General features: G+C 70.6%; 20 protein-coding genes. 11 read left to right on the plus strand and 9 right to left on the minus strand.

Annotated elements, in window-relative coordinates; genetic code table 11:
• Positions 1-24: 24 nt before the first annotated feature.
• From F4560_RS07590 to F4560_RS07600, 3 genes are all read left to right on the plus strand, one after another.
• Positions 25-705: a response regulator transcription factor gene (locus tag F4560_RS07590; RefSeq protein ID WP_184918062.1), complete on the plus strand. Its 681-nt coding sequence runs from the start codon at positions 25-27 to the stop codon at positions 703-705.
• Positions 702-1,982, plus strand: coding sequence for a HAMP domain-containing sensor histidine kinase (locus F4560_RS07595; protein ID WP_184918065.1), 1,281 nt, complete (start codon positions 702-704; stop codon positions 1,980-1,982). The genes F4560_RS07590 and F4560_RS07595 overlap by 4 nt, the downstream gene beginning before the upstream one ends.
• 239 nt (positions 1,983-2,221) lie before the next feature.
• On the plus strand, positions 2,222-2,920 hold the full coding sequence (locus F4560_RS07600; RefSeq protein ID WP_221483381.1) for a CAP domain-containing protein: 699 nt from the start codon (positions 2,222-2,224) through the stop codon (positions 2,918-2,920).
• Here the strand turns inward: F4560_RS07600 and F4560_RS07605 are convergent.
• Positions 2,902-3,393, minus strand: coding sequence for an Lrp/AsnC family transcriptional regulator (locus F4560_RS07605; RefSeq protein WP_184918070.1), 492 nt, complete (start codon positions 3,391-3,393; stop codon positions 2,902-2,904). The genes F4560_RS07600 and F4560_RS07605 overlap by 19 nt on opposite strands.
• 122 nt (positions 3,394-3,515) lie before the next feature.
• On the opposite strand from F4560_RS07605, the gene pdhA reads away from it, so the two are divergent.
• From pdhA to F4560_RS07635, 6 genes are read left to right on the plus strand one after another with little or no spacing between them, the layout of a single operon-like run.
• Positions 3,516-4,589, plus strand: coding sequence for a pyruvate dehydrogenase (acetyl-transferring) E1 component subunit alpha (gene pdhA / locus F4560_RS07610; protein WP_184918073.1), 1,074 nt, complete (start codon positions 3,516-3,518; stop codon positions 4,587-4,589).
• Positions 4,586-5,587: an alpha-ketoacid dehydrogenase subunit beta gene (locus F4560_RS07615; protein WP_184918076.1), complete on the plus strand. Its 1,002-nt coding sequence runs from the start codon at positions 4,586-4,588 to the stop codon at positions 5,585-5,587. Before pdhA ends, F4560_RS07615 begins: the two co-directional genes overlap by 4 nt.
• A complete protein-coding gene (locus F4560_RS07620) occupies positions 5,580-6,827 on the plus strand; it encodes a dihydrolipoamide acetyltransferase family protein (protein ID WP_184918079.1) in 1,248 nt (415 codons plus the stop codon). Before F4560_RS07615 ends, F4560_RS07620 begins: the two co-directional genes overlap by 8 nt.
• 56 nt (positions 6,828-6,883) lie before the next feature.
• Positions 6,884-7,447 carry a GNAT family N-acetyltransferase gene (locus F4560_RS07625; protein ID WP_184918082.1) on the plus strand — a complete coding sequence of 188 codons (564 nt, stop codon included), beginning with the start codon at positions 6,884-6,886 and terminating at the stop codon, positions 7,445-7,447.
• A 25-nt stretch (positions 7,448-7,472) separates the two neighbouring features.
• Positions 7,473-7,724, plus strand: coding sequence for a hypothetical protein (locus F4560_RS07630; protein ID WP_184918084.1), 252 nt, complete (start codon positions 7,473-7,475; stop codon positions 7,722-7,724).
• Positions 7,725-7,743: 19 nt separating this feature from the next.
• Complete coding sequence (locus F4560_RS07635) at positions 7,744-8,370, plus strand: histone deacetylase (RefSeq protein ID WP_184918087.1); 627 nt, start codon at positions 7,744-7,746, stop codon at positions 8,368-8,370.
• On the opposite strand, the gene F4560_RS07640 is transcribed toward F4560_RS07635, so the two are convergent.
• The 5 genes from F4560_RS07640 to F4560_RS07660 all read right to left on the minus strand — a co-directional run bounded on the left by F4560_RS07640 (position 8,345) and on the right by F4560_RS07660 (position 14,597).
• Positions 8,345-9,388 carry a GDSL-type esterase/lipase family protein gene (locus tag F4560_RS07640; RefSeq protein WP_184918090.1) on the minus strand — a complete coding sequence of 348 codons (1,044 nt, stop codon included), beginning with the start codon at positions 9,386-9,388 and terminating at the stop codon, positions 8,345-8,347. The two genes, F4560_RS07635 and F4560_RS07640, sit on opposite strands and share 26 nt — an antisense overlap.
• A 27-nt stretch (positions 9,389-9,415) precedes the next feature.
• Positions 9,416-10,108 (minus strand): ABC transporter ATP-binding protein, encoded by a 693-nt coding sequence (locus F4560_RS07645; RefSeq protein ID WP_184918093.1) that lies wholly within the window; start codon positions 10,106-10,108, stop codon positions 9,416-9,418.
• Positions 10,105-10,770, minus strand: coding sequence for an ABC transporter ATP-binding protein (locus F4560_RS07650; protein ID WP_376775278.1), 666 nt, complete (start codon positions 10,768-10,770; stop codon positions 10,105-10,107). Before F4560_RS07650 ends, F4560_RS07645 begins: the two co-directional genes overlap by 4 nt.
• Positions 10,763-12,055 carry an RNA-guided endonuclease InsQ/TnpB family protein gene (locus F4560_RS07655; RefSeq protein WP_221483384.1) on the minus strand — a complete coding sequence of 431 codons (1,293 nt, stop codon included), beginning with the start codon at positions 12,053-12,055 and terminating at the stop codon, positions 10,763-10,765. The genes F4560_RS07650 and F4560_RS07655 overlap by 8 nt, the downstream gene beginning before the upstream one ends.
• Positions 12,056-12,128: 73 nt before the next feature.
• The gene (locus F4560_RS07660; RefSeq protein WP_184918096.1) at positions 12,129-14,597 is read right to left on the minus strand and encodes an ABC transporter permease; all 2,469 of its coding nucleotides are present in this window, start codon (positions 14,595-14,597) and stop codon (positions 12,129-12,131) included.
• Between the two features lie 166 nt (positions 14,598-14,763).
• Between F4560_RS07660 and F4560_RS07665 the strand changes: the two genes are divergently transcribed.
• Entirely contained in the window at positions 14,764-14,946 is a 183-nt protein-coding gene (locus F4560_RS07665) for a hypothetical protein (protein WP_184918099.1), read from the plus strand.
• 170 nt (positions 14,947-15,116) lie between these two features.
• Here the strand turns inward: F4560_RS07665 and F4560_RS07670 are convergent, their stop codons facing one another.
• The 3 genes from F4560_RS07670 to F4560_RS07680 are packed head-to-tail and all read right to left on the minus strand — an operon-like array spanning position 15,117 to position 17,301.
• On the minus strand, positions 15,117-15,773 hold the full coding sequence (locus F4560_RS07670) for an ESX secretion-associated protein EspG (RefSeq protein WP_184918101.1): 657 nt from the start codon (positions 15,771-15,773) through the stop codon (positions 15,117-15,119).
• Positions 15,773-16,996, minus strand: coding sequence for a WXG100 family type VII secretion target (locus F4560_RS07675; RefSeq protein WP_184918104.1), 1,224 nt, complete (start codon positions 16,994-16,996; stop codon positions 15,773-15,775). Before F4560_RS07675 ends, F4560_RS07670 begins: the two co-directional genes overlap by 1 nt.
• Positions 16,996-17,301 carry a hypothetical protein gene (locus tag F4560_RS07680; protein ID WP_184918107.1) on the minus strand — a complete coding sequence of 102 codons (306 nt, stop codon included), beginning with the start codon at positions 17,299-17,301 and terminating at the stop codon, positions 16,996-16,998. Before F4560_RS07680 ends, F4560_RS07675 begins: the two co-directional genes overlap by 1 nt.
• A gap of 309 nt (positions 17,302-17,610) precedes the next feature.
• Here F4560_RS07680 and F4560_RS07685 point away from each other — a divergent pair, with 309 nt between their 5' ends.
• Positions 17,611-20,997, plus strand: a complete 3,387-nt coding sequence (locus F4560_RS07685; protein ID WP_221483385.1) for a glycosyl hydrolase family 95 catalytic domain-containing protein — start codon at positions 17,611-17,613, stop codon at positions 20,995-20,997.
• Positions 20,998-21,165: the final 168 nt, after the last annotated feature.

A 21,165-nucleotide genomic window follows, 5' to 3' on the forward strand; every position in this document is an offset into this window, starting at 1 on the left:
GGCGCGCGTTATACCGTGCGCGCCATGGTCTCGGTGCTGCTCGTCGAGGACGATCCGGTGGTGCGGTCGGCGGTGACCCGGGCGTTGACCGGGCTGGGGCACGCCGTCCTGCCGGTCGGCACCGCGTTGGAGGCGCTGCGGGAGATCACCGGCGGCACGTTCGACCTCGTCGTGCTCGACCTCGGCCTGCCTGACATGGACGGCGCGGACGCCCTGCGGATGATGCGCGGGGTGTGCGACGTGCCGGTCATCGTCGCCACCGCCCGCGACGACGAGAAGGAGATCGTCCGCCTGCTCAACGCGGGCGCCGACGACTACCTGGTCAAGCCGTTCTCCAGCGAACACCTCGCCGCGCGGTTGTCGGCCGTGCTGCGCCGGGCCCGCAAGGAGGCCGCGCCCGCACCGCTGCGGGTCGGCCGGCTGACCGTCGACCCGGACCGCCGTGAAGCGACGCTCGAAGGGCGCGAGCTGAACCTGACCCGCAAGGAGTTCGACCTCCTCGCCTACCTCGCCGCCCGCGAGGGCAAGGTCGTGCCGCGCGCCGAACTCCTGGCCAACCTGTGGAACCTGCCCGGCCGGCACGACGACCAGACGCTGGACGTGCACCTGTCCTGGCTGCGCCGCAAGCTCGGCGAACGTGCCGCCCAACCCCGCTACCTGCACACCGTGCGCGGCGTCGGGTTCAAGCTCACGGCGGCCGAGTGAGGAAGTCCCTGGCCCTCGTCTCGCTCGCCGTCACGTCGATGGTGGCGCTGGCGTTCCTGATCCCGCTGGCCCTGGTGGTGCGTCAGCTCGCCGAAGACCGCGCGGAGCTCGACGCGGAACGGCTGGCGGGCGCGCTCACCCCGGTCCTGGTGATCACCACCGACCCGGCGGCCGTCGGCCAGGCCTTGTTGAGCACCGGCGGCCGGGTCGCGGTGCACCTGCCCGGCGGCGAGGTGGTCGGCGTGCCGATGGCCACCGACGCCCAGCTCACCGCAGCACGTGAGGAGGGCCGTGCGTCCACCGAGGTCATCCCGGCGGGCCGGGTGCACCTCCAGCCCGTGCTGCTGGACCAGGGCCGCGTGGCGGTGGTGGAGGCGTTCGTGCCCGTGGCCGAGTTGTCCCGCAACGTCACCGAGGCGTGGCTCGCGCTCAGCGGCGTCGCGGTCATCCTCGTGCTCGGTTCGGTGCTGGTCGCCGACCGCCTCGGTGCACGGGTCGTCAAAGCCTCCACCGCTCTCGCGGAAGGCGCGCGCAAAATGGGCCAGGGCGATCTCACCACCCGGGTCACGCCGAGTGGCCCACCCGAATTGCTCGACGCGGGCGGCGCGTTCAACCGGATGGCCGACCGAATCGGCCAACTGGTCGCCAACGAACGCGAAATCCTGGCCGACCTCTCGCACCGGCTGCGGACACCGCTCACCGCGTTGCGGCTCGATTCGGAAACGCTCGGCCAGGACCCCAACGCCAACCGCGTCCGCCAGGCGGTGCACGCGCTGGAGCGTGAGGTCAACGAACTCATCCGGGCCGCCCGCCGTGAACTGGACGACCCCGACGGCGGTCGCTGCGACGCCGCGCAGGTCGTGCACGACCGGCTGGTGTTCTGGTCCGCCCTCGCCGACGACCAGCAGCGGCTGTGGAACCTGCGCGGCACCGAACGCCGCGCCCTCGTCCCGCTGACCCGAAGCGACCTCGCCGCCGCGATGGATGCTGTGCTGGGCAACGTCTTCCGGCACACGCCCGAGGGCGTCGGGTTCGTGGTCGCCCTGTTCCACCAGGCCGATCGGGTGGTGATCGTGATCGAGGACGCCGGTCCCGGCATCGACGACCTGGAGGCGGCGTTGCGGCGGGGGAGCAGCGGCGCGGGCTCGACCGGGCTCGGGCTGGACATCGCCCGCCGGGCGGCGGAGGCCACCGGTGGCTCGCTGGTGGTCGACCGGGGACCGCTCGGCGGCACCCGGGTCCAACTGCGGTTGGGCCGTGCGGAGGATCAAGTCTGAGTGCGGCCGCCTTTTCGGCGCCTGATGCCAGGTTTAAATGTTCCTTAAATAAATGTGTGTTGACAGTTCCGCGTTACCGGATAAAGTCATTAACGGAATTGAGTCGACCGTCGCGCTCCCACCCTTGCCCGGTCGCCCGGTTCCCCGTTCGGTGCGGCGACCGCGGCACTTACCCTGCAAAGAAGTGCTCACGGTCGCCGCGCCCGGAATACCGCCGAATGCAGATTGAGGTTTTCCGCTTGTCGCGCAAGAGCAGTGTGCTGACCGTCGCCGTCGTCCTCGCCGGGTTGGCCCTGGCCGGGTGCGAGCACCCGGACGGGACGGCCCTGGTCACGGTGAGCGCGACGGCCACGATCCGCACCACGTCCGACGCCGGCGTCCCGCCCGTGACGACCACAGCGGACGCCACGACGTCCGCGCCCAGCGCTGCGACGCCCGAGGCGCCGCCCGTCACCACGACCACCACCGAGCCGCCGCCACCGCCCGCCGTCCAGGCACCGGTGGAGCAGCCCGCGCCGCCCGCGCCGTCCGCGCCCGCCGTGCGGGCCAAGACCGAGGTCGAGATCGCCGAGGCCAAGGTGGTCGAGTTGACCAACGCCGAACGCGCCGCCCACGGCTGCCCGGCCCTGGCCGCCGACGACCGACTCGCCACGGCCGCCCGCGCGCACAGCGCCGACATGGCCGCCCGGAACTACTTCGACCACGTGTCCCAGGACGGCCGCACGTTCGTGGACCGGGTCAAGGCCGCCGGCTACCCCGCGCCCGGCGCGGAGAACATCGCGGCAGGTCAGCGCACCGCCGAGGCCGTGGTGAAGGGCTGGATGGACTCACCCGGCCACCGCGCCAACATCCTGAACTGCAAGCTCAAGGCGTTGGGCGCGGGCATGGCCCTGGGTGGTTCGTACGGTCGGTACTGGACTCAGAACTTCGGCTGGTGACCGTCGCGGTCGTTGCCGCCGGCGGGTAGTTCGTCGAGGATCAGGACGGTGTGGCTGGACGTCACGTCCGGCATCGTCTGCAAGCGGGACAGGACCAGGTCGCGGAGGCTGTGCGCGTCCGGGGCGCGGACCAGCAGGACCAGGTCGTAGTCGCCGGACACCAGGGCGCCGTGCCACACCTCCGGGATCTCCAGCACGCGCTGCCGCACGGCCTTCCACGAGTGCTGGCTGATCTTGAGGTAGACGTACGCCGAGATGCCGAAGCCGTAGCGCTCCGGGTCGACCACCGCCGTGTACCCCGTGATCACGCCGTCGCGGTGCAGCCGTTCGACCCGTGAGTAGGCGCTCGCGCGCGAGATGTGCAGCTTCTCCGCGAGCGTCCGCATGGACATCCGGCCGTCCGCCCGCAGCTCCTCCACGATGCGCCGGTCGAGCGTGTCGAGCGGAGCCGAATGTCCAACCCTCACCGTCATGTGGCCGACGATAACCCGTCTGCGAGGCCATTCGTCCAGGTTCGAGGGCCAGATCTGGAACTTTGGCCGCTGTGACGCGGACCATGCGCAGCATCTCGTCACATGAGACACCGGAGGAGCCCATGGCCCGCACCCGCGCGCCCGAGCGGACGTTGCTGCCCAGCGACGAACCGCTGTCCCTGCTGCGCAAGGACGGCTCACCGGTGGACGATTCGCCGCTGGCCATGCCGGACGACGACGTCCTGGTCGAGCTCTACCGGCGGATGGTCGTCGGCCGCCGCTTCGACACCCAGGCCACCTCGCTGACCAAGCAGGGCCGGCTCGCCGTCTACCCGTCGTCACGCGGGCAGGAGGCGTGCGAGGTCGGCTCCGTGCTCGCGCTGCGCCCCACCGACTGGCTGTTCCCGACCTACCGCGACTCGGTCGCGCTCGTGACCCGGGGCGTCGACCCGGCCGAGACGTTGACCCTGCTCCAGGGCGGCTGGCACCTCGGCTACGACCCGTACGAGCACCGCGTCGGCCCTCAGTGCACGCCTTTGGCCACCAACACGCTGCACGCGGTCGGGTTCGCGCACGCGGCGCGGTTGAAGGGCGAGGACACGGCGGCGCTGGTGTTCGTCGGCGACGGAGCCACGTCCGAGGGTGACACGCACGAGGCGTTGAACTTCGCCGGCGTGTGGAAGGCGCCGGTGGTGTTCCTGGTGCAGAACAACGGCTACGCGATCAGCGTGCCCATGTCGAAGCAGAACGCCGCGCCGTCGTTGGCGCACAAGGGCATCGGGTACGGCGTGCCGTCCGTGCTGGTGGACGGCAACGACGTGGCCGCCGTGTACGCGGTGGTGCGTGAGGCGGTGCTGTCGGGCGGGCCGACGTTGATCGAGGCGTTGACCTACCGGATCGAGGCGCACACGAACGCCGACGACGCGACCCGCTACCGCACGTCCGACGAGGTCGCGGCGTGGCTGGACCGGGATCCGGTGGACCGGCTGGAGACCTACCTGACGTCACGGGGGCTGCTGGACAACGCGCGCCGTGCGGCGATCACGGCCGAGGCGGAGGAGTTCGCGGCGTCCGTGCGGTCGAAGATGAACGTGGACGTCGAGCCGTCGCCGGACGACCTGTTCGAGCACGTGTACGCGTCCATGCCGCGCCACCTGCGCGAACAGGCGACGGCGTTGCGCGAGGAGCTGGCATGAGCGCGGTCTCGATGGCCGGCGCGTTGAACCGGGCGCTGGCCGATTCGCTGGCCGACGACCCGAGCGTGCTGGTGTTCGGCGAGGACGTCGGGGCGCTCGGCGGGGTGTTCCGGGTGACCGACGGCCTGGCCGCGCGGTTCGGCGAGCAGCGGGTGTTCGACACGCCGCTGGCCGAGTCCGGCATCGTCGGCACCGCGATCGGCATGGCGATGAACGGGCTGCGGCCCGTGGTGGAGATGCAGTTCGACGCGTTCGCCTACCCGGCGTTCGAGCAGATCACCAGCCACTTGGCGAAGCTGCGCAACCGGACGCGCGGGCGGGTGTCGTTGCCGGTGGTGATCCGGGTGCCGTACGGCGGCGGGATCGGCGGGGTCGAGCACCACTGCGACTCGTCGGAGGCGTACTACACGCACACGCCAGGGCTGCGGGTCGTCACGCCGGGCACGCCGGATGACGCGTACCGGTTGCTGCGCGACTCGATCGCGTCGCCTGATCCGGTGATCTTCCTGGAGCCGAAGCGGCGGTACTGGGCGAAGGGCTCGCTGTCCACCTCGGGTGACCCGATCGGGTTCGACCGTGCGCTGGTGCGGCGGGCCGGGCGGGACGTCACGTTGATCGCTTATGGGCCGATGGTCGTGACCGCGCTGGAGACGGCCGAAGCGGCGGCGGAGGAAGGGTGGGACGTCGAGGTGGTGGACCTGCGGTCGCTGTCTCCGTTCGACGACGAGACGGTGTGCGCGTCGGTCCGGCGCACCGGCCGGGCGGTGGTCGTGCACGAGGCGTCCGGGTTCGGCGGGTACGGCGCGGAGGTGGTCGCCCGGGTGACCGAGCGGTGCTTCCACCACCTGCACGCGCCCGTGCTGCGGGTGACCGGGTTCGACATCCCCTACCCGCCGCCGAAGCTGGAGGAACACCACTTGCCGAGCGTCGACCGGATCCTGGACGCGATCGCCCGGCTCCAGTGGGACGACGAGGTCGTGGGGAGCTACGGTGCCTGACTTCCGGCTGCCCGACCTGGGCGAGGGGTTGACCGACGGCGAGATCGTCACGTGGCTGGTGTCGGTCGGGGACCACGTGTCCGTCGACCAGCCGGTGGTCGAGGTGGAGACCGCGAAAGCCGTGGTCGAGGTGCCGTGCCCGTTCGAGGGCGTGGTGAGCGCCCGCTTCGGCGAACCAGGCGAGAAGCTGCCCGTCGGCGCGGTCCTCCTGACCGTAGGCGAACCGACCGCAGGCGAACCGGCCGAACCGACGACATCGGGCAGCGGCAACGTCCTGATCGGCTACGGCACCTCAGACGACACCCCACGCCGCCGACGCCGCCCCCGCAACCCCCGTGAGTCCTACGTTCAGAACCCGAGAGTCCTACGTTCAGAACACCCGAATTCAACACTCGGAACACCCGCGATCCCCGCCGCCCGCACCGCGCCCGCTGTGATCTCGCCGTTGGTGCGGCAGATGGCGCGGGAGAACGGCTTGGCGCTCGACCAGGTCGAGGGCACCGGGCCGGGCGGCGTGATTCGGCGGGTCGACGTGGAACGCGAGCTGACCGCGCGGACGGCTCCGGTCGGTTCAGGCCGCCGCATCCCGTTGCGCGGCGTACGTGGCGCGGTGGCGGAGAAGCTGGCCACCTCACGTCGGGAGATCCCCGAAGCGACCGTGTGGGTGGACGTCGACGCCACCGACTTCCTCGCCGCACGTGCCGCGCTGCCGTCGGTGTCACTGCTGGCGTTGCTGGCGCGGTTCACCGTGCTGGGGCTGAGGAAGTTCCCCGAGCTGAACTCACGGGTCGAGGGTGACGAGATCGTGGTCCTCGACCAGGTGCACCTCGGCTTCGCCGCCCAGACCGACCGCGGCCTGATGGTGCCGGTCGTGCGGGACGCGCAGTCCCTGACCACCGCCGAACTGGCGTCCGCCATCGCCGCGCACACCGCGTCGGCACGGGAGGGCAAGCTCGCCCCCGCCGCGATGACCGGAGGCACGTTCACGGTCAACAACTACGGCGTGTTCGGCGTCGACGGCTCGGCCGCGATCATCAACCACCCGGAGGCCGCGATCCTCGGCCTCGGCCGCATCATCGACCGGCCGTGGGCGGTGGACGGGCAGCTCGCGGTGCGGAAGGTCGCGCAGCTGACCCTCGCCTTCGACCACCGGGTGTGCGACGGCGGCACTGCGGGAGGGTTCCTGCGGTTCGTCGCCGACTGCGTCGAGTCCCCGATCATCGCGCTGGCGGATCTGTAGGTGGGACGAGCGGAACTCGGAGGACGGCTGCGCGGGATCCTCGTAGATTGATCGGCGTGACGAAGCCCGAGTACCCCATTCGGACCCGGCGCCTGACCTTGCGCCCGTTCACCTTCGCCGACCACGACGCGTTGCACTCGTGGCAGTCCCGCCCGGACGTGGTGCGTTACCTGTACGGCGAGCCGCGCAGCCCCGAGGAGACCGCCGACAGCCTGGCCGTGAAGGTCGCGGTTACGTGGCCGGAGAAGGAGGGCGACCACCTCGCGCTCGCCGTGGAGAAGGACGGCGAGGTCATCGGCGAGACGGTGCTCAAGTGGCTCAGCGAGAAGCACCGCCAGGGCGAGGTCGGCTACATCTTCCACCCCGACCACCACGGCAACGGCTACGCCACCGAAGCCGCCGTCGTCATGCTCGACCTCGGCTTCAAGCACCTCGGCCTGCACCGCGTCGTGGCGTCGTGCGACGCGTTCAACGAGCCGTCGTGGCGGGTGATGGAGCGGCTGGGCATGCGCCGCGAGGCCCACTTCCGGCACAACGAGGTCTTCAAAGGCGCGTGGGGCGAAGAGCTGATCTACGCCATCCTGGAGGACGAGTGGCACCGGATGGCGGACAGCCGCTGAGGGCCGGGCGGCGGATGATGGCTCGATGCACGAGTACACCGTGGACAGCGGCGCCTACGAGCGGTGGCTGGCGGAACACCAGGACGAGTTCGTGGTCAACGCCGAGCGCAGCCTGAACCCGGACAACCTGGTCCTGCACCGCGCCAGCTGCCACACCATCAACGGCACACCGAGCCGCGGCACGACCTGGGTCGGCAGCTACATCAAGATCGTCGGCACCCGGCACGAGCTGGAAACCGAACACCCGACCGCCCGCCCGTGCCGCACCTGCCTGTGACACCCGGCATCATCGGACCATGTCGAGCCGGTTGGTCTGGTACGTCAGCTACGGGTCGAACATGCACGCCCAGCGGTTCGCGTGCTACCTCGCCGGTGGGACGCCGGTCGGTGCGACGCGGTGCTATCCGGGGTGTCGGGACGGGAGTCCGCCGGTCGACACCAGGGCGTTGGAGCTGCCCGGCGGGATCTACTTCGCCACGCACTCGCCGGTCTGGCTGGGCGGTCGGGCGTTCTACGACCCCGACCTGCCCGGCACGGCCGCCGCGCGCGGGTACCTGGTGACGGCGGCGCAGTTCGCCGACGTCGCCGAACAGGAGATGTACCGGGAACCGGCCGCAGACCTCGACCTGACCGCCGTCCTGGCCGGCGGCAGGCACGTGCTCGGCCCCGGCCGCTACGAGACGCTGCTCCACCTCGGCGAGCACGACGGCCACCCGGCGCTGACGTTCACCGCACCCTGGCGCGCGGACGACGTCGTGCACACCGCACCTTCCGCCGCCTACCTGGAGATGCTCGGATCCGGCATCGCCCAAGCGCACGGCTGGACCGCCGAACGGATCGCCACCCACCTCGCCCGCCGCACGCCGTTCTGGACCGCGGCCGACATCGCGGCGCTGGTCAGTCCTTCTCCACCACGGCGGTGAGGTTGCCGTCGTCACCGGGGACGCACGACGCCTCCCGCTCCGACATGGCCAGGAACTCCGTCATGCACCGCCCGAACTGCTCGTACCCGCGCGCGTTGGGGTGGAACGACTCCTGCAACGCGTGCCGCGCCCGCGCCTCGTCCCGCAGACCGTCGAAGTCGACCGTGAGCCGGGTGAACCACTCGTCCTCGGGCTTCTTCCCCCGCATGCACGCCTCGCGCTCGTCACCGGCCTTGGACAGGTCGAGGAACCGCGCCCCCACCTCGTCCGCCGCCGAACGCAGCCCGTCCGACAGCTGGTCGACCGCCGTGTCCCGAACCCACTCCAGGTCACCGGTCCGCAGCGGGCACCCCGCGAGGTTCTGGAGGTCGAACGGCAACCCCGGCGCGACCGGCGCGGCGTAGGACTGGAGGACGAGCGTGTACGACCGGGGCGTGTAGCCCTCGTCCTGCAACACCCGGCGGACGTCGCGCAGCGCGCGTTCCACCTTGGGCGTCATCCGCTTGACCCGGGCCTTCCACTCTTCGGCCATCGCCTCGGCGCAGTCGGTGCGGCGCTCGATCCACGCCCGCAGGCACGCGCCCAGCACGTCCGCGAACCGCGGGTCGTCGTTCGCGCCCACGGCCACCACGACCACCGACACCCGGTACTCACGCGCGATCGCCGCCAGCTGCCTGGCCTGCGAACCCTCCGTGTTGCGCACCTGGTCGGTGATCCCGACCTGCTCCGAGTTCGCGCCCGAGCAGGCCAGGTTGAACACCCGGTCCACGTCCGCGACCTGCGTCTTGTGCACCGACGCCTTCAACGACCGGTGGCACCAGTTGCCGTTCTCGCCGTCCGTCCCCGGCTCGTACGTCCCCGCGCCCTCACCGGCCATGGTGCTGTCGCCGAGCGCCACCAACGCCCGCGGCGCATCGCGCGACGGACCGGGTGAAGACGGGTACGGCGAGTCGCTGACCACCAGCAACAGGGCGAGCAGCGGGAACACCAGGGCGACGGCCACGAATCGACGCAACATCGACGCCCATCCTACGGAGACACCCGCCTACGGAGACACCCGCCCGGACACCCGCCCGCCGTCGAGCACCACAGTGCGATCCGCCGCGCGGTGCACCTCGTCGTGGTGCGTGGCGATCAGCACGGCCGCGCCCGCGTCCGCCGCCTGGCGCAACACCTGGACCGCCTTCGGCGCGCTGTGCCGGTCGAGGTGCGCCGTGGGCTCGTCGGCCAACAGCACCCTCGGCGACCCGACCACTGCCCGCGCCAACGCGGCACGCTGCTGCTGCCCGAACGACACCTCTGCCGGGTAACGATCGGCCAGGTCGCCGATACCCAGCTCCACCAGCAGTTCCGTCACCCTGGCCAGCGAACCGACCCGGCCGAGCCGGACGGGCAGCGCCACGTTCTCCGCCAACGTCAGCTCACCGGCCAGCCCCAGCGCCTGCGGCAACAACGCGCACCGCTGCCACGACGGTGGCGACGTCAGCACCTCGCCGCCCAGCTCCACCGTGCCCGCGTCCGCCCGGTCGAACCCGGCCAGCACGGCCAGCAGCGCGCTCTTGCCCGACCCGGACGGACCGGACAGCGTCACCAGCTCACCGGCCGCCACCGCCAGGTCCACCCCGCGCAGCACGTGCACCGGCCCGCCGGCGTGCCGGAACGTCCGTTCGATCCCCGTCGCCCGCAACGCCACGGCCCGCGCCACCGTCGTCGCCCCGACCTCCCGCGATGCCGTCATGCCGCCAACGCCCCGTTCCGCAGGTCGAACCTCGTGTCCGCCAACGCGATCAGCCTCGGATCGTGCGACGCCACCACCACCGGCACACCCCGCCGCGCCAAGTGCGCCAACGTCTCCAGCACCAGGTCCGCCGACACCGCGTCCAATTGGGACGTCGGCTCGTCGGCCAGCACGACCGTCGCCTGCCGCGCCAACGCGCACCCGAACGCCAGCCGCTGCTGCTGCCCGCCGGACATCGCGGACACCTTCCACGTGGCCGTGCCGGGCAGCCCCAACTGCTCCAGCAGCTCCTCCACCTGAGCGACCCGTCCCGCTGCCTGAGCCGCCGCACGCAGGTTGTCGCCCACGTCCAGGTGGTCGATGAGGTTGTCCGCCGGGTTCTGGAACACCAACGCGATCTCCCGCCGCCGCAGGTTCCGCCTGGCCCGCGACGACAGCCGCGCCGTGCCCGAGCCACGCAGCTCCACGCCACCGACCGTGGGCCGTTCCACCAGGCTCAGCACCCGCAGCAGCGTCGACTTGCCCGAGCCGGACGGCCCCGCCAACACCGTCATCCCGTGCGCGGGCACGTCCAGCGACACGTCCGACACCGCCGTCACCGCCCCGGCGGACGTCCGGTACTCCACACCCACGCCGCGCAGGCGCAACACGTGCTCAACCACGATTGACGTCCTCCCGTGGGATACATCGAGGGATTTCAACCAGCCCGATCGGCGAGAACCGCTGGGCTGCTGTTGGTTGGCGTTGTGCCTTCCGGCCCCGGTTGTCCGGGTTTGCCCGCCCCAACTCACGCTCACGGGTCTCGTGGCCGAGTTCCGCCCGCCCGGCGGTAAGGATGTTGACGGCCGCGTTGACGTCGGCGTGGCACCTGTATCCACATGCTGTGCACCGGAAGTCTGCTTGACTCTCGCGGGACCTGCGGTCGACATGTCGGCAGGAGGAACAGGTGATGGACGTGTACGCGGGATTGATGGTGACGACCCGGCTACCTGTTCGCCTCGCGGCGCTGCGGCAGGCCGCTTCCAGCCGGTGCCAGCCCTTGTCCAGAATCGCGCGGTTCAAGCCGGACTTCTGCCTAACGCGTCTCCCGGGCTGGTCTGGCGTGCCCGCCGCTGAGGCCGTCATGTTCTTGATGCGCAAGGCCTCGAAAACGACGAGGCTGTTGCCACGGGCCATGGTACGACCGACCTTCGTGGTGAAGTCCTGACGCCGCCGCCGGACACGGCCTAGCGTGCGGTTCAGTCTGGCGACAGCGGCTTTACGGCGGTTCAACCCCTTTTCGGTACCCGCCACTCGCCGCTGCAAGTCTTTGCAGTGCTCGATCTCGCGTGGACTCGCGTATGACTGGTCGTAGAACTCTCCACAACTGGTGACAGCCAACGTCTTGACTCCACGGTCGACTCCGACTGCGCGCTGCGGGTGGGCGTGAATTTCCGGAGTTTCGTCTGGGTCGGCCACCAGGATGGAGATCCACCACCGTCCACTTTCCCGACGGATCGTGGCTGATCGGATGCCACCGAGTGGACGCGACCATCGGATGCGGACCCAGCCGAACTTGGGCAGCTTGACCTGGGCGTTGTTGTGGTTCAAGGGTTGCACGGTGATTTGTGCCGGATCCGGGAAGCGGAAGGACGGAGACCAACTGCGCGCGGATCGCCACCTCACGTTCCACGTTCCATGCGTTGTGCAGGCCTTGTCCAAGTCCATCAATGTCTGCTGAAGGGTATGCGACGGAGGCTGCGCCAACCAGGGGAACGAAGCCTTGGCGTCGGCGAGCTGCCGTGCTTGTTCGCGATAGCTGATCCACGAGCCGCGAGCGCCGTAAAGGCGGCGTTGTTCGAGGGCAGTGTTCCACACCGATCGGCAGGTAGTGCCAATGTTCTCTGCGAACGTGGCTTGATCGGACGTGAAGTCCACGCGGTAACGACGACCGGACAGCACTGTCACCCACCCCCTCGAACATGCGGTCGAATAGTAGCCGGCTGATTGGGCGTTTGCGTATGTTCGTCACACCATCGAGCTACGCACGAATCAACTCCCCGATCTTCGCCGAACGCACCGCGCGCACCGCGATCCACGCCGCCACCAGCACCACCAGCACGCTCCCCGCGACCGTCGTCACCAGCAGCGGCAGGACGTCGGGGACTTCCGGCGTCGGCGTGAGACGAGGTGCGGGATCGAGCTTGGGCACGGTGACGCCGCTGCTCACGGCGCTGGAGGTCATCCCGATGACGACCGCGGCGGCGGCCACCGCGCCCAGTTCGAACAGGTGGCTGCGCAGCATCGCGGCCGGACCGAGGCCCATCCGGCTGCTGAACGCGCCGGACAGCGCGTTCTGCCGCCGCCGCACCTCGACCGCCAGCAGCAGCGCGATCGCCGCCACCACCGCGAGCACCGCGCCGAGGGCCGTCACGAACCCGAACGTCCACTGGATCGTGAGGAACGGCAGACCCTGGACCGCCTTCGACTTCTCGCCGGGGTTGAAGTGCTTCACGCCGGCCGCCGACAGCGCCGAGGTCAGCTCGCCGAGCGGCTTGCGCGACCACACGTACCAGGAGCCGACGTCGTCCCGGTCCTCGATCCGGTCCACCGGCACCACCCAGCCGGACCTGCCGAGCTTCGGGAACGCCGGCACCCACGCCGACGGGTTCACCGGCGGCAACCCCGGCAGCCGGACTTCACGGCGTGGCACGTCGCCGACCCGCAGCGGCTCGGTCAGCAGCGCCGGGTCGATCTCGAACGGGAACGCGCCCTCGCGGAACGTCCTCGGGTCCACCACCAGGGCATAGCGGTCGACCTGCTCGACGAAGCCGACGATGGTGGAGTCACCGCGCAGCGACTCCGGCAGCTCGGTGGTCTTCGACGAGATCCGGGCGACGCTGTTCGAGCCCGTGAACATGCCGGACTTCACGTCCAGCGCGGTCTTCTGCGACCCCGCGATGGCCGTGCCGACCGCGATGGTGCCGACGGCGAGCACACCCACCAGCAGCACACCGGTCACCGGTCCCCGTGCCGCGGCGAGGCGGCGCAGGGCCAACTGCGCGGCCGGTTTGGACCAGAACCTCGCGCGGTGGGACGCGGCCAGGCCCCACTTCGCCAACCGTGCCGTCAGCAGCGCGGCCGTGAGCACGACGAGCAGCGGGAACGCCAGGGCCGCGGCGTCGATGCGCGGCAGTCCGCCGATCTTGGTCGTGGTGGCCAGACCGCTGTGCTCCACCCTGTTCCACGCCCACACGGCCAGCGCTGCGGTCACCAGCTCCCACGGCAGGGCGGCCAGGACGTTGCGCAGCCGGTTGCCCCGCAGGGCTGCCTGGAACATCCGGTGCGTGCGCAGGGCTGCGGTGGCGAACGTGACCACGATGCTCAGCGCCACCACCGCGACCACCGCCGACGCCGCGGTCGACACCGTGCCGGGCGGCAGGATGTCCGACGGCGCGTACAGGGGCAGCAGCAGCCGGGCCGTGCCCAAGCCGGCCGCGCCGCCGACCACCAGCGGCAGGCCCAGTTCCAGCACGCCTCGGCCACCGAGTGCGAACGGGCCGGCGCCGCGGACCCAGAGCAGGCGCAGTTCGTGCTGCCGGCGCTGTGCCCATTGGACGGTCACCGTGGCGATGCCCGCCAAGCCGATGAGCAGGCTGATCAAGGTGAGGGGCAGGACGGCGGACCGCACGTTCGTCACGGTCTGCGCGGCGTTCTCGACCGGGAGCGCCAGGTGCGACACCTTGCGGTTGAACATGTCCTCGATCGGGGCGATGCGCTCTGTGCCCTTGGCGAGCAGGGTCGCGGCCTCGTCGATCGTGCGCGGCACTTCGGACGGGAAGCGCACGGTGACGTCGGTCGTGGTCGTGGCCTCCGGGGGGAGCGCGGCGAACGACTCGGCGCTGGGCATCCACACCACGGCGGTCGCGAGCTCGTCGCGGTCCAGCACGTTCGGCACGACGAAGTGGCGTTCCGAGCACCACCACTCGGGCAGCGGGTCGAACACGTCGGCGTAGACCGCCGTGACCGGGGGCAGCCGCCCGCCCATGCCGCGTTCGCCCAGGCGCAGGTCGGTGGTGACGGCGATGCTCTGCGGCACCCACAGACCGTCCTTCGAGCCGCCTTGGAGCACCTTCAGGTGGTCGGTGGCGCCGGGCCGGTGGCCGAACTTGGCCATGGTCTGCTGCCCGCCGAAGTCCACTCGCTTCTCGCGCGTGTATGTGCCGATCAACGGCGGCGTGTCCGGCGTCGCGGCGGTGACCACCTGCACCAACTCGGCGACGTGCTGGTGGGGGAACCCGCCGATCCCGGTGGCCTCCAGCGACGGGTGCAGCGCCTCCTTGCACAAACGGTTCTGCTGGTAGTCGATCGCGGCACTGCCGGAGGCGGCCGAGTGCATCACGGCGGCGGCCACCACGAAACTGAGCAGCAGTGCGGTGACCACGCTGACCAGCAGCGTCAGCGGGCTCGACAGGGCAGCGCGCGGGGCGGCCCTCCACGGGATCTGCACCCGCGAACGGTAACCGGCGGACCGTCCACGCAGGAGAGTTTTCATGAACATCGGTCGCGTCCCGGACAACCTCCGGACAACGCGAGGGCTGTCCGGAAACGAGGCGCGCGGATCTGACAACGGCCTCGCGGTGTCGAAACGGTCTTGTCAGGGTATTAAGGACACCATGAAGCCGACCGTGATGAAGAAGTCGCTCGCCGTGCTGGCCAGCGGAGCGGCGTTGTTCCTGACTCTCGGCGCCGGGTGCAACGGGGAGGGCGGCAACGAGAACGAAGACCGTCCGGGCGTGGAGCAGGAGAACGAGCAGGACGGCGGGGAAGGCGAGAACGAGGACGAGGGCGACAACTGATCCGGCGGGCGGGCCGGCAGCTCCTGGGTTCGCCGGCCCGCTCCTCTCTGTCGCGTCGGCAGTTCCGGGATTCGCCGGCCCGCTTTCCCTGTCGCGTCGGCCGACGGGTGTGCCGGGGTGATCGGCGGAGCGGGCCGGCTTCATCGGCGGCCCGCTGCTTCGCGTTCCGGTCAGTCGCTGATGCGTCGAAGCCACTCCCCGATGATCGGGCGTGTCGCGGGCGTGGCGTGCACCCAGCCCTGGCCGCGGCTGTCGACGTAGCGGACGACCAGCCAGCGGCCGTCCGGGCAGTCGATCGTGGTGATGAACGACTCCGAACGCCGTCGTCGCCCGTACCGGTCGCGCTTGGCCGCGAAGAGCTTCGCGACGCCGGTGCGCGAACGCTGCATCAGCTCGACCAGCGCCCGTGACGTCCGCGCCTCCTCGGCACGGGCGTTGATCGACGAACCCCGACCGGGCCGCAGCTCCGGCAGGCACCCCGCGAGCATGTCCGACGGGTCACCGCGCAACGCGTCGATCCGCACATGGCCGTTGTCCCGCAACGCGAAGACGCCGTGCCGTCCGGCGGTGGCGACGACGACCGGCAGCGTGACCTCACGGTTGAACGCGATCCAGCCGAAGCACTCGAAGTCCGCGAACGCGAGCAGCCGCAGCGCCTCCAGCGCTTCGTCGACCCGCACGCCCTCGCGGTACAGCCCGTGCTCGACCTCCAGGGTGTTGGCCTCGGTAGGCGGCACGCGCAGCACGGTGTGGTGCTCGCCGAGGTTGTCGTGGTGCCACAGCACGTCGAACTCCGTGTCGGACAACACCACCGCTTCGCGCAGCATCAGTCCTCCCCGATCACGGGCGTCACGCTGCCGGGCAGCGGTCCGACGAGCGCGTCCGCGTCCTCCTCGAGGTACACGCTGCGCTTGTGCTCCCGGTCCTCTTCCTCGCGCGTGTGCGCGGCGTGTGGGGCGAAGCCGCCCATGCCCGCCACTCCGCCCATGCTGGTCGCGCCACGGCCACCGGCCGCGGCAGGGGCGTTGGGCGGTGGCGTCCTGCCGAGGACGGCAGAGCGGTCGCCCGCGTCGAGGGCGCCCCGCTGTGCCCTGGTGCCGGTGGGATCGCCGATGCCGATCCCACCGGGGAGCACCGGAGCGACTCCGGACAGGTGGTCGCCCTTCGGGACGTTCGACGTGTGCGCGGTGTCCCTGGCCGACGGCGGCGGAGGCGACGCGATCGGCACACCGCCCGGCACACCGGTGGACCAGTCGGCGACCGCCGTCCGGTCGCCCGGCTGCTTCGGAGCGGTGGGCCCCTGAACGGCAGGCGCCCGACCGCCGAGACCTCCGTCGCCGCCGCCAGTACCGCCAGTGCCGCCGGCGCTGCTGGCCGAAGTCTTGCCGCCGCCGCTCACCGACGGCGGTGCGGAGGTCTTGTCACCGCCGGCCGATCCCGCCGCCGACGACGGCGAAGTGCTACCCGCGTCCCCGACCTGCGGCGGCGCGGGTGTCGCAGCCTGCACGCCGGCTCCGCTCGCGGACTGCACAGCGGTGTTCGCGCCCTGTGCGCCACCGGACGCCTGGGGCACCTGCGGCAGCATCGCCTGGTTCTGGCCCGTCGCCGTGGCGTACTCCGCGTAGACGCGACGGTTGTTGGCGTCGGCCTCGAACCACTCCTTGCGCGCGATCTCGTTGTCGGTGTCCCACGGCGTGATCTCGTCGAAGAGGGTCAGCTCCGGCGGCTGCGGCGTCGCCATCGGGAGCACCTGCCCCCTCAATCGGCCGTAGCTCTGCGCTTGGGTCCGCAACGAGGCGTCGGCCTTGTCCAGCGTCTCCTGAGCACGCTGGAGGGCCTGCTCGATCGGCTGCACGGCCTGCGCTGCCTGGTCCGATGCCTTGCCCTGCCACGCGGATTGCATCTCGGTGGTGAGCCGACGCAGTTCGTCGCCGAGGGCCTGGATGCGCGTGCGCGCGTCCTTCGACACGTCCGCCGCCTGGTTCAGCCCGTCGGGGCCCGCGCCCTGCGACACCATCAGGTAGATCTCGTAGCCGCTGAGCCCTGCCATCAGTCTTTCACCGCCATGCGTCCGTGGTTGCCCTGTTCGGTCTTCACGTACTGGTCGACCGACGCCTTCAGCTCCTCGATCCGCGTCTGGAGCTCCTGCTCGATCATCGAGACGGAGTCGAGGTGCGCTTGGCCCGCCTGGCAGGCCGCGGTGATGAAGGAGGTGGTCGCCGGGTCCTGCATCGGAGGCTGGATCCGCGCGAGCAACCGGCTCTGCTGGTTGGCCGCGGACAGGTCGTCGCGCACCTTGCCGTGCCTGCCGACCACCCCGTGGAGAGTGTCGATGGTTACTTCGAAATCGCCCATGGGAGCAGGGTGGCGGGAGTGGCCAGGGACCCCTCCCGCCGGAAGGGCGCCGGTGGCCGTCGCAGCGGCGCACCTCCGATCAATACCTCCGGCGAGTGGTCGCACGGTGATTGGGTGCCCACGGGGTGTTCGGATTGCAAGGGGCGTGTATATCGGTTGGTGTGGCGCAAGACTGGCAAGCGGGAGGGCGTGGCGATCTTGGGGTGGCGCCGCTGGTGGGGTGGAGGCTGTTGGCGGTCTTGACGAACGATACATCCGATCTCTAGTCTTCGGCCGTCCTGTCGGACGACGAAACATGGGTGTACGAGCATGCGCGTTCAACGGAGAGCGTCCCGGCGGTTGACCGCCGTGATGGGTGTGGCGACGGCACTGGCACTGCTCGCGGCCGGCACGGCCGCCTCGACCCCGGACGGCGGTGAGGACGTGGACCGTGACCGGTCGGGATCGGATGCGGGGCTGTCGTTGTGGTACGACGAGCCGGCGACCCGCTGGGAGTCCGAGTCGCTGCCCATCGGCAGCGGGGCGTTGGGCGCGACGGTGTTCGGCGGCGTGCAGAACGAACAGTTGCAGTTCAACGAGAAGACGCTGTGGACCGGTGGTCCCGGCTCGCCCGGCTACAACTTCGGCAACTGGCGCACGCCGCGACCGGACGCGATCAAGCAGGTGCAGGACCGGATCGCCGCCGAGGGCGAGGCGGACCCGACCTGGGTGGCGTCGGTGATGGGCCAGGCCAAGACCGGTTTCGGGGCCTACCAGACGTTCGGCGACCTGCGGATCTCCCAACCGCAGGCGCCGCAGGGCGTGACGGGTTACCGGCGTGGCCTGAACATCGCCGACGCGACGGCGGGCGTCACCTACACCTCGGGCGGCACGACGTTCAGCCGTGAGTACTTCGCCTCCGCGGCCGACGACGTGATCGTGGGCCGGTTCGCCGCGGACAAGCGGGGGCAGATCGGCTTCACGGTGTCGATCACCGCGCCGGACAACAGGTCCGGCGTCCGCACTGCGAGTAACGGCCGCATCACCTTCGCCGGCAACCTCAAGGACAACAACCTGCGGTTCGAGTCGCAGGTGCAGGTGCGCAATCAGGGCGGCACCCGCACCGACAACCCGGACGGCTCGGTCACGGTGTCCGGGGCCGACGAGGTCGTGCTGGTCCTCGCCGCCGGGACCGACTACTCCGACCAGTACCCGACGTACCGCACGAACGACCCGCACCAAGCGGTTGCCAAGCGGACCGACTCGGCCGCCCGGAGGAGCTACCGGTCGCTGCGGGACGCGCACGTGTCCGACTACCGGAACCTGTTCGACCGCGTGTCGCTGGACATCGGGCAGGCGATGCCCGACATCCCCACCGACGAGCTGCTGCGCGCCTACCGCTCGGGGACGCTGTCCGCGGCGAACGGCAAGGCGTTGGAGGCGCTGTTCTTCCAGTACGGCCGGTACCTGCTGATCGGCTCGTCGCGCGGCGGCTCGCTGCCGGCGAACCTCCAGGGCGTGTGGAACAACTCGACGTCACCGCCGTGGAACGCCGACTACCACACCAACATCAACCTCCAGATGAACTACTGGCCGGCCGAGACCACCAACCTCTCGGAGACCACCGCGCCGCTGTTCGACTTCGTGGATTCCCTGGTCGAGCCGGGCACGAAGACGGCCAAGGACATGTACGGCAACGACGGGTGGGTGGTCAACAACGAGACCAACCCGTTCGGCTTCACCGGCCTGCACAACTGGGCGACCGCGTTCTGGTTCCCCGAAGCGGGCGCTTGGCTGGCGCAGCACCACTACGAGCACTACCTGTTCACGAAGGACGAGAAGTTCCTGCGTGAGCGCGCGTACCCGGTCATGAAGTCGCTGACCGACTTCTGGGTCGACGAGCTGGTGGTCGACCCGCGCGACGGCAAGCTCGTGGTGAGCCCCAGCTTCTCGCCCGAGCACGGCCCGTTCTCCGCGGGCACGTCGATGTCCCAGCAGATCGTGTGGGACCTGTTCACCAACACCCGCGAGGCCGCGCAGGCCCTCCGCGACGAGGCCACCGTGAAGTCCACGAGTGAGGTCCTGGCCAAGCTCGACCCCGGCCTTCGGGTCGGGAGCTGGGGTCAGTTGCAGGAGTGGAAGAACGACTGGGACGACCCGAAGAACGAGCACCGGCACGTGTCCCACCTGTTCGCCCTGCACCCCGGCAGCCAGATCACGCCGAAGGACGACCCCGAGCTGGTCGAGGCGGCCAAGGTGTCGTTGACGGCCCGTGGTGACGGGGGCACCGGCTGGAGCAAGGCGTGGAAGGTCAACTTCTGGGCTCGTCTCCTGGACGGCAACCACTCCCACAAGATGCTGGAGGAGCTGCTCAAGAACAGCACTCTGAACAACCTGTGGGACACGCACCCGCCGTTCCAGATCGACGGCAACTTCGGCGCCACCGCCGGGGTCGCGGAGATGCTGCTCCAGAGCCACGCCGGCTCGATCGACGTGCTGCCCGCGCTGCCCGACCACTGGTCCGAGGGCTCGGTCAAGGGACTCCGGGCCCGCGGTGACGTCACCGTGGACGCGGAGTGGACCGGGGGAGTGCCGACCCGGATCACGCTGCACCCCGGCCAGTCGAGCGAGCTGAAGGTGTCGAGCGCGCTGTTCACCGGCCGCTTCCGCCTGGTCGACGCCAAGACCGGTCGGGACGTGCCGTTCCAGCGCGACGGGAACGCCATTTCCTTCCAGGCGCACAAGAACCGCGACTACGTGGCCCGGTCCGCGGCGTCGGTGAAGGTGGACGTGCCCGCGAAGGTCGTTGGCGGCACCCCGTTCGAGGCGAAGGTCACCGTCTCGGCCTTCGATTCCACCTTGCCCGCGTCGACCCTGACCCCGGCCCTGCCCGAGGGCTGGACGAGCACCCCGGCGCGGCAGTCGGTGCCCGCGATCCCCGCCGGGCGCTCCGAGCAATACACGTTCACCGTGACGCCACCGCCGGACGCGGCGACGTCGCAGGGGATCAAGGTGACGTTGAGCGGTGATGGCTGGACGACCAGCGGTGTCGCCCTCGCACGCGTCGAGCCGCCGCCCCCGTGCGCCGCGCCCCCGGCGGACAAGCCGCTGGTGGCGTGGGATCCCACGTCGGGCACGGTGGTGCAGGACCGTTCCGAGGCCAACCGTGACGGCACGGTCGTGGGCACGGCGGCGTACGACCCGAACGCGCCGACAGGGTCCGGACTGCTGCTCGACGGCCAGACGTACGTGCGGACGGAACCCACGTCGCTCGGCTTCCTCAAGGAAGCGACGTTCGCTGCGGAGGTGAAGGTCGACGGCTCGGGCTCCTACCGCCGCCTGTTCGACTTCCAGCCGGGCGGCAACCCGGGCACCGATGGCGTCCTGATCGACCTGACACCGTCGAACAACGTGCGGTTCATCGGCGCGGGCCAGAACGTGACCACGAACGCCGTGGTCCCGACCGGTCGTTACGTCGACTTGGTCATCGTGATGGCCGATGACGGCCGGATCGACGTCTACGTCGACGGCGCCCGTGCGGGAGGGGCACAGGTACCGGCGGACGGCATCAACGGCTGCGCCACCCGCGGTCTCCGCTTCGCCGCCGACCAGAACGGCGGCCAACGCCTCACCGGCGCCCTGGACCGGGTCGCCATCCTCCCCGACGCACTGTCCGCCGAAGAAGTAGGCGCCTGGCGCACCCGCGCCTTCGGCTGATCGCGACACCGCCGGCACGACCGACACGACCGGCACGAAACCGATCCCGGCCCGGCTCGCCCTTCGCGAGCCGGGCCGCTCCATTCCCCCCGCGCACCCGGGATCAACCAGGTCGAACCACGCGTTCACGGCCGACAGCTCCGATGTCCCGGTCAGTATGCTCCAGTT

It is taken from the genome of Saccharothrix ecbatanensis (assembly GCF_014205015.1).
Lineage (GTDB): Bacteria > Actinomycetota > Actinomycetes > Mycobacteriales > Pseudonocardiaceae > Actinosynnema > Actinosynnema ecbatanense.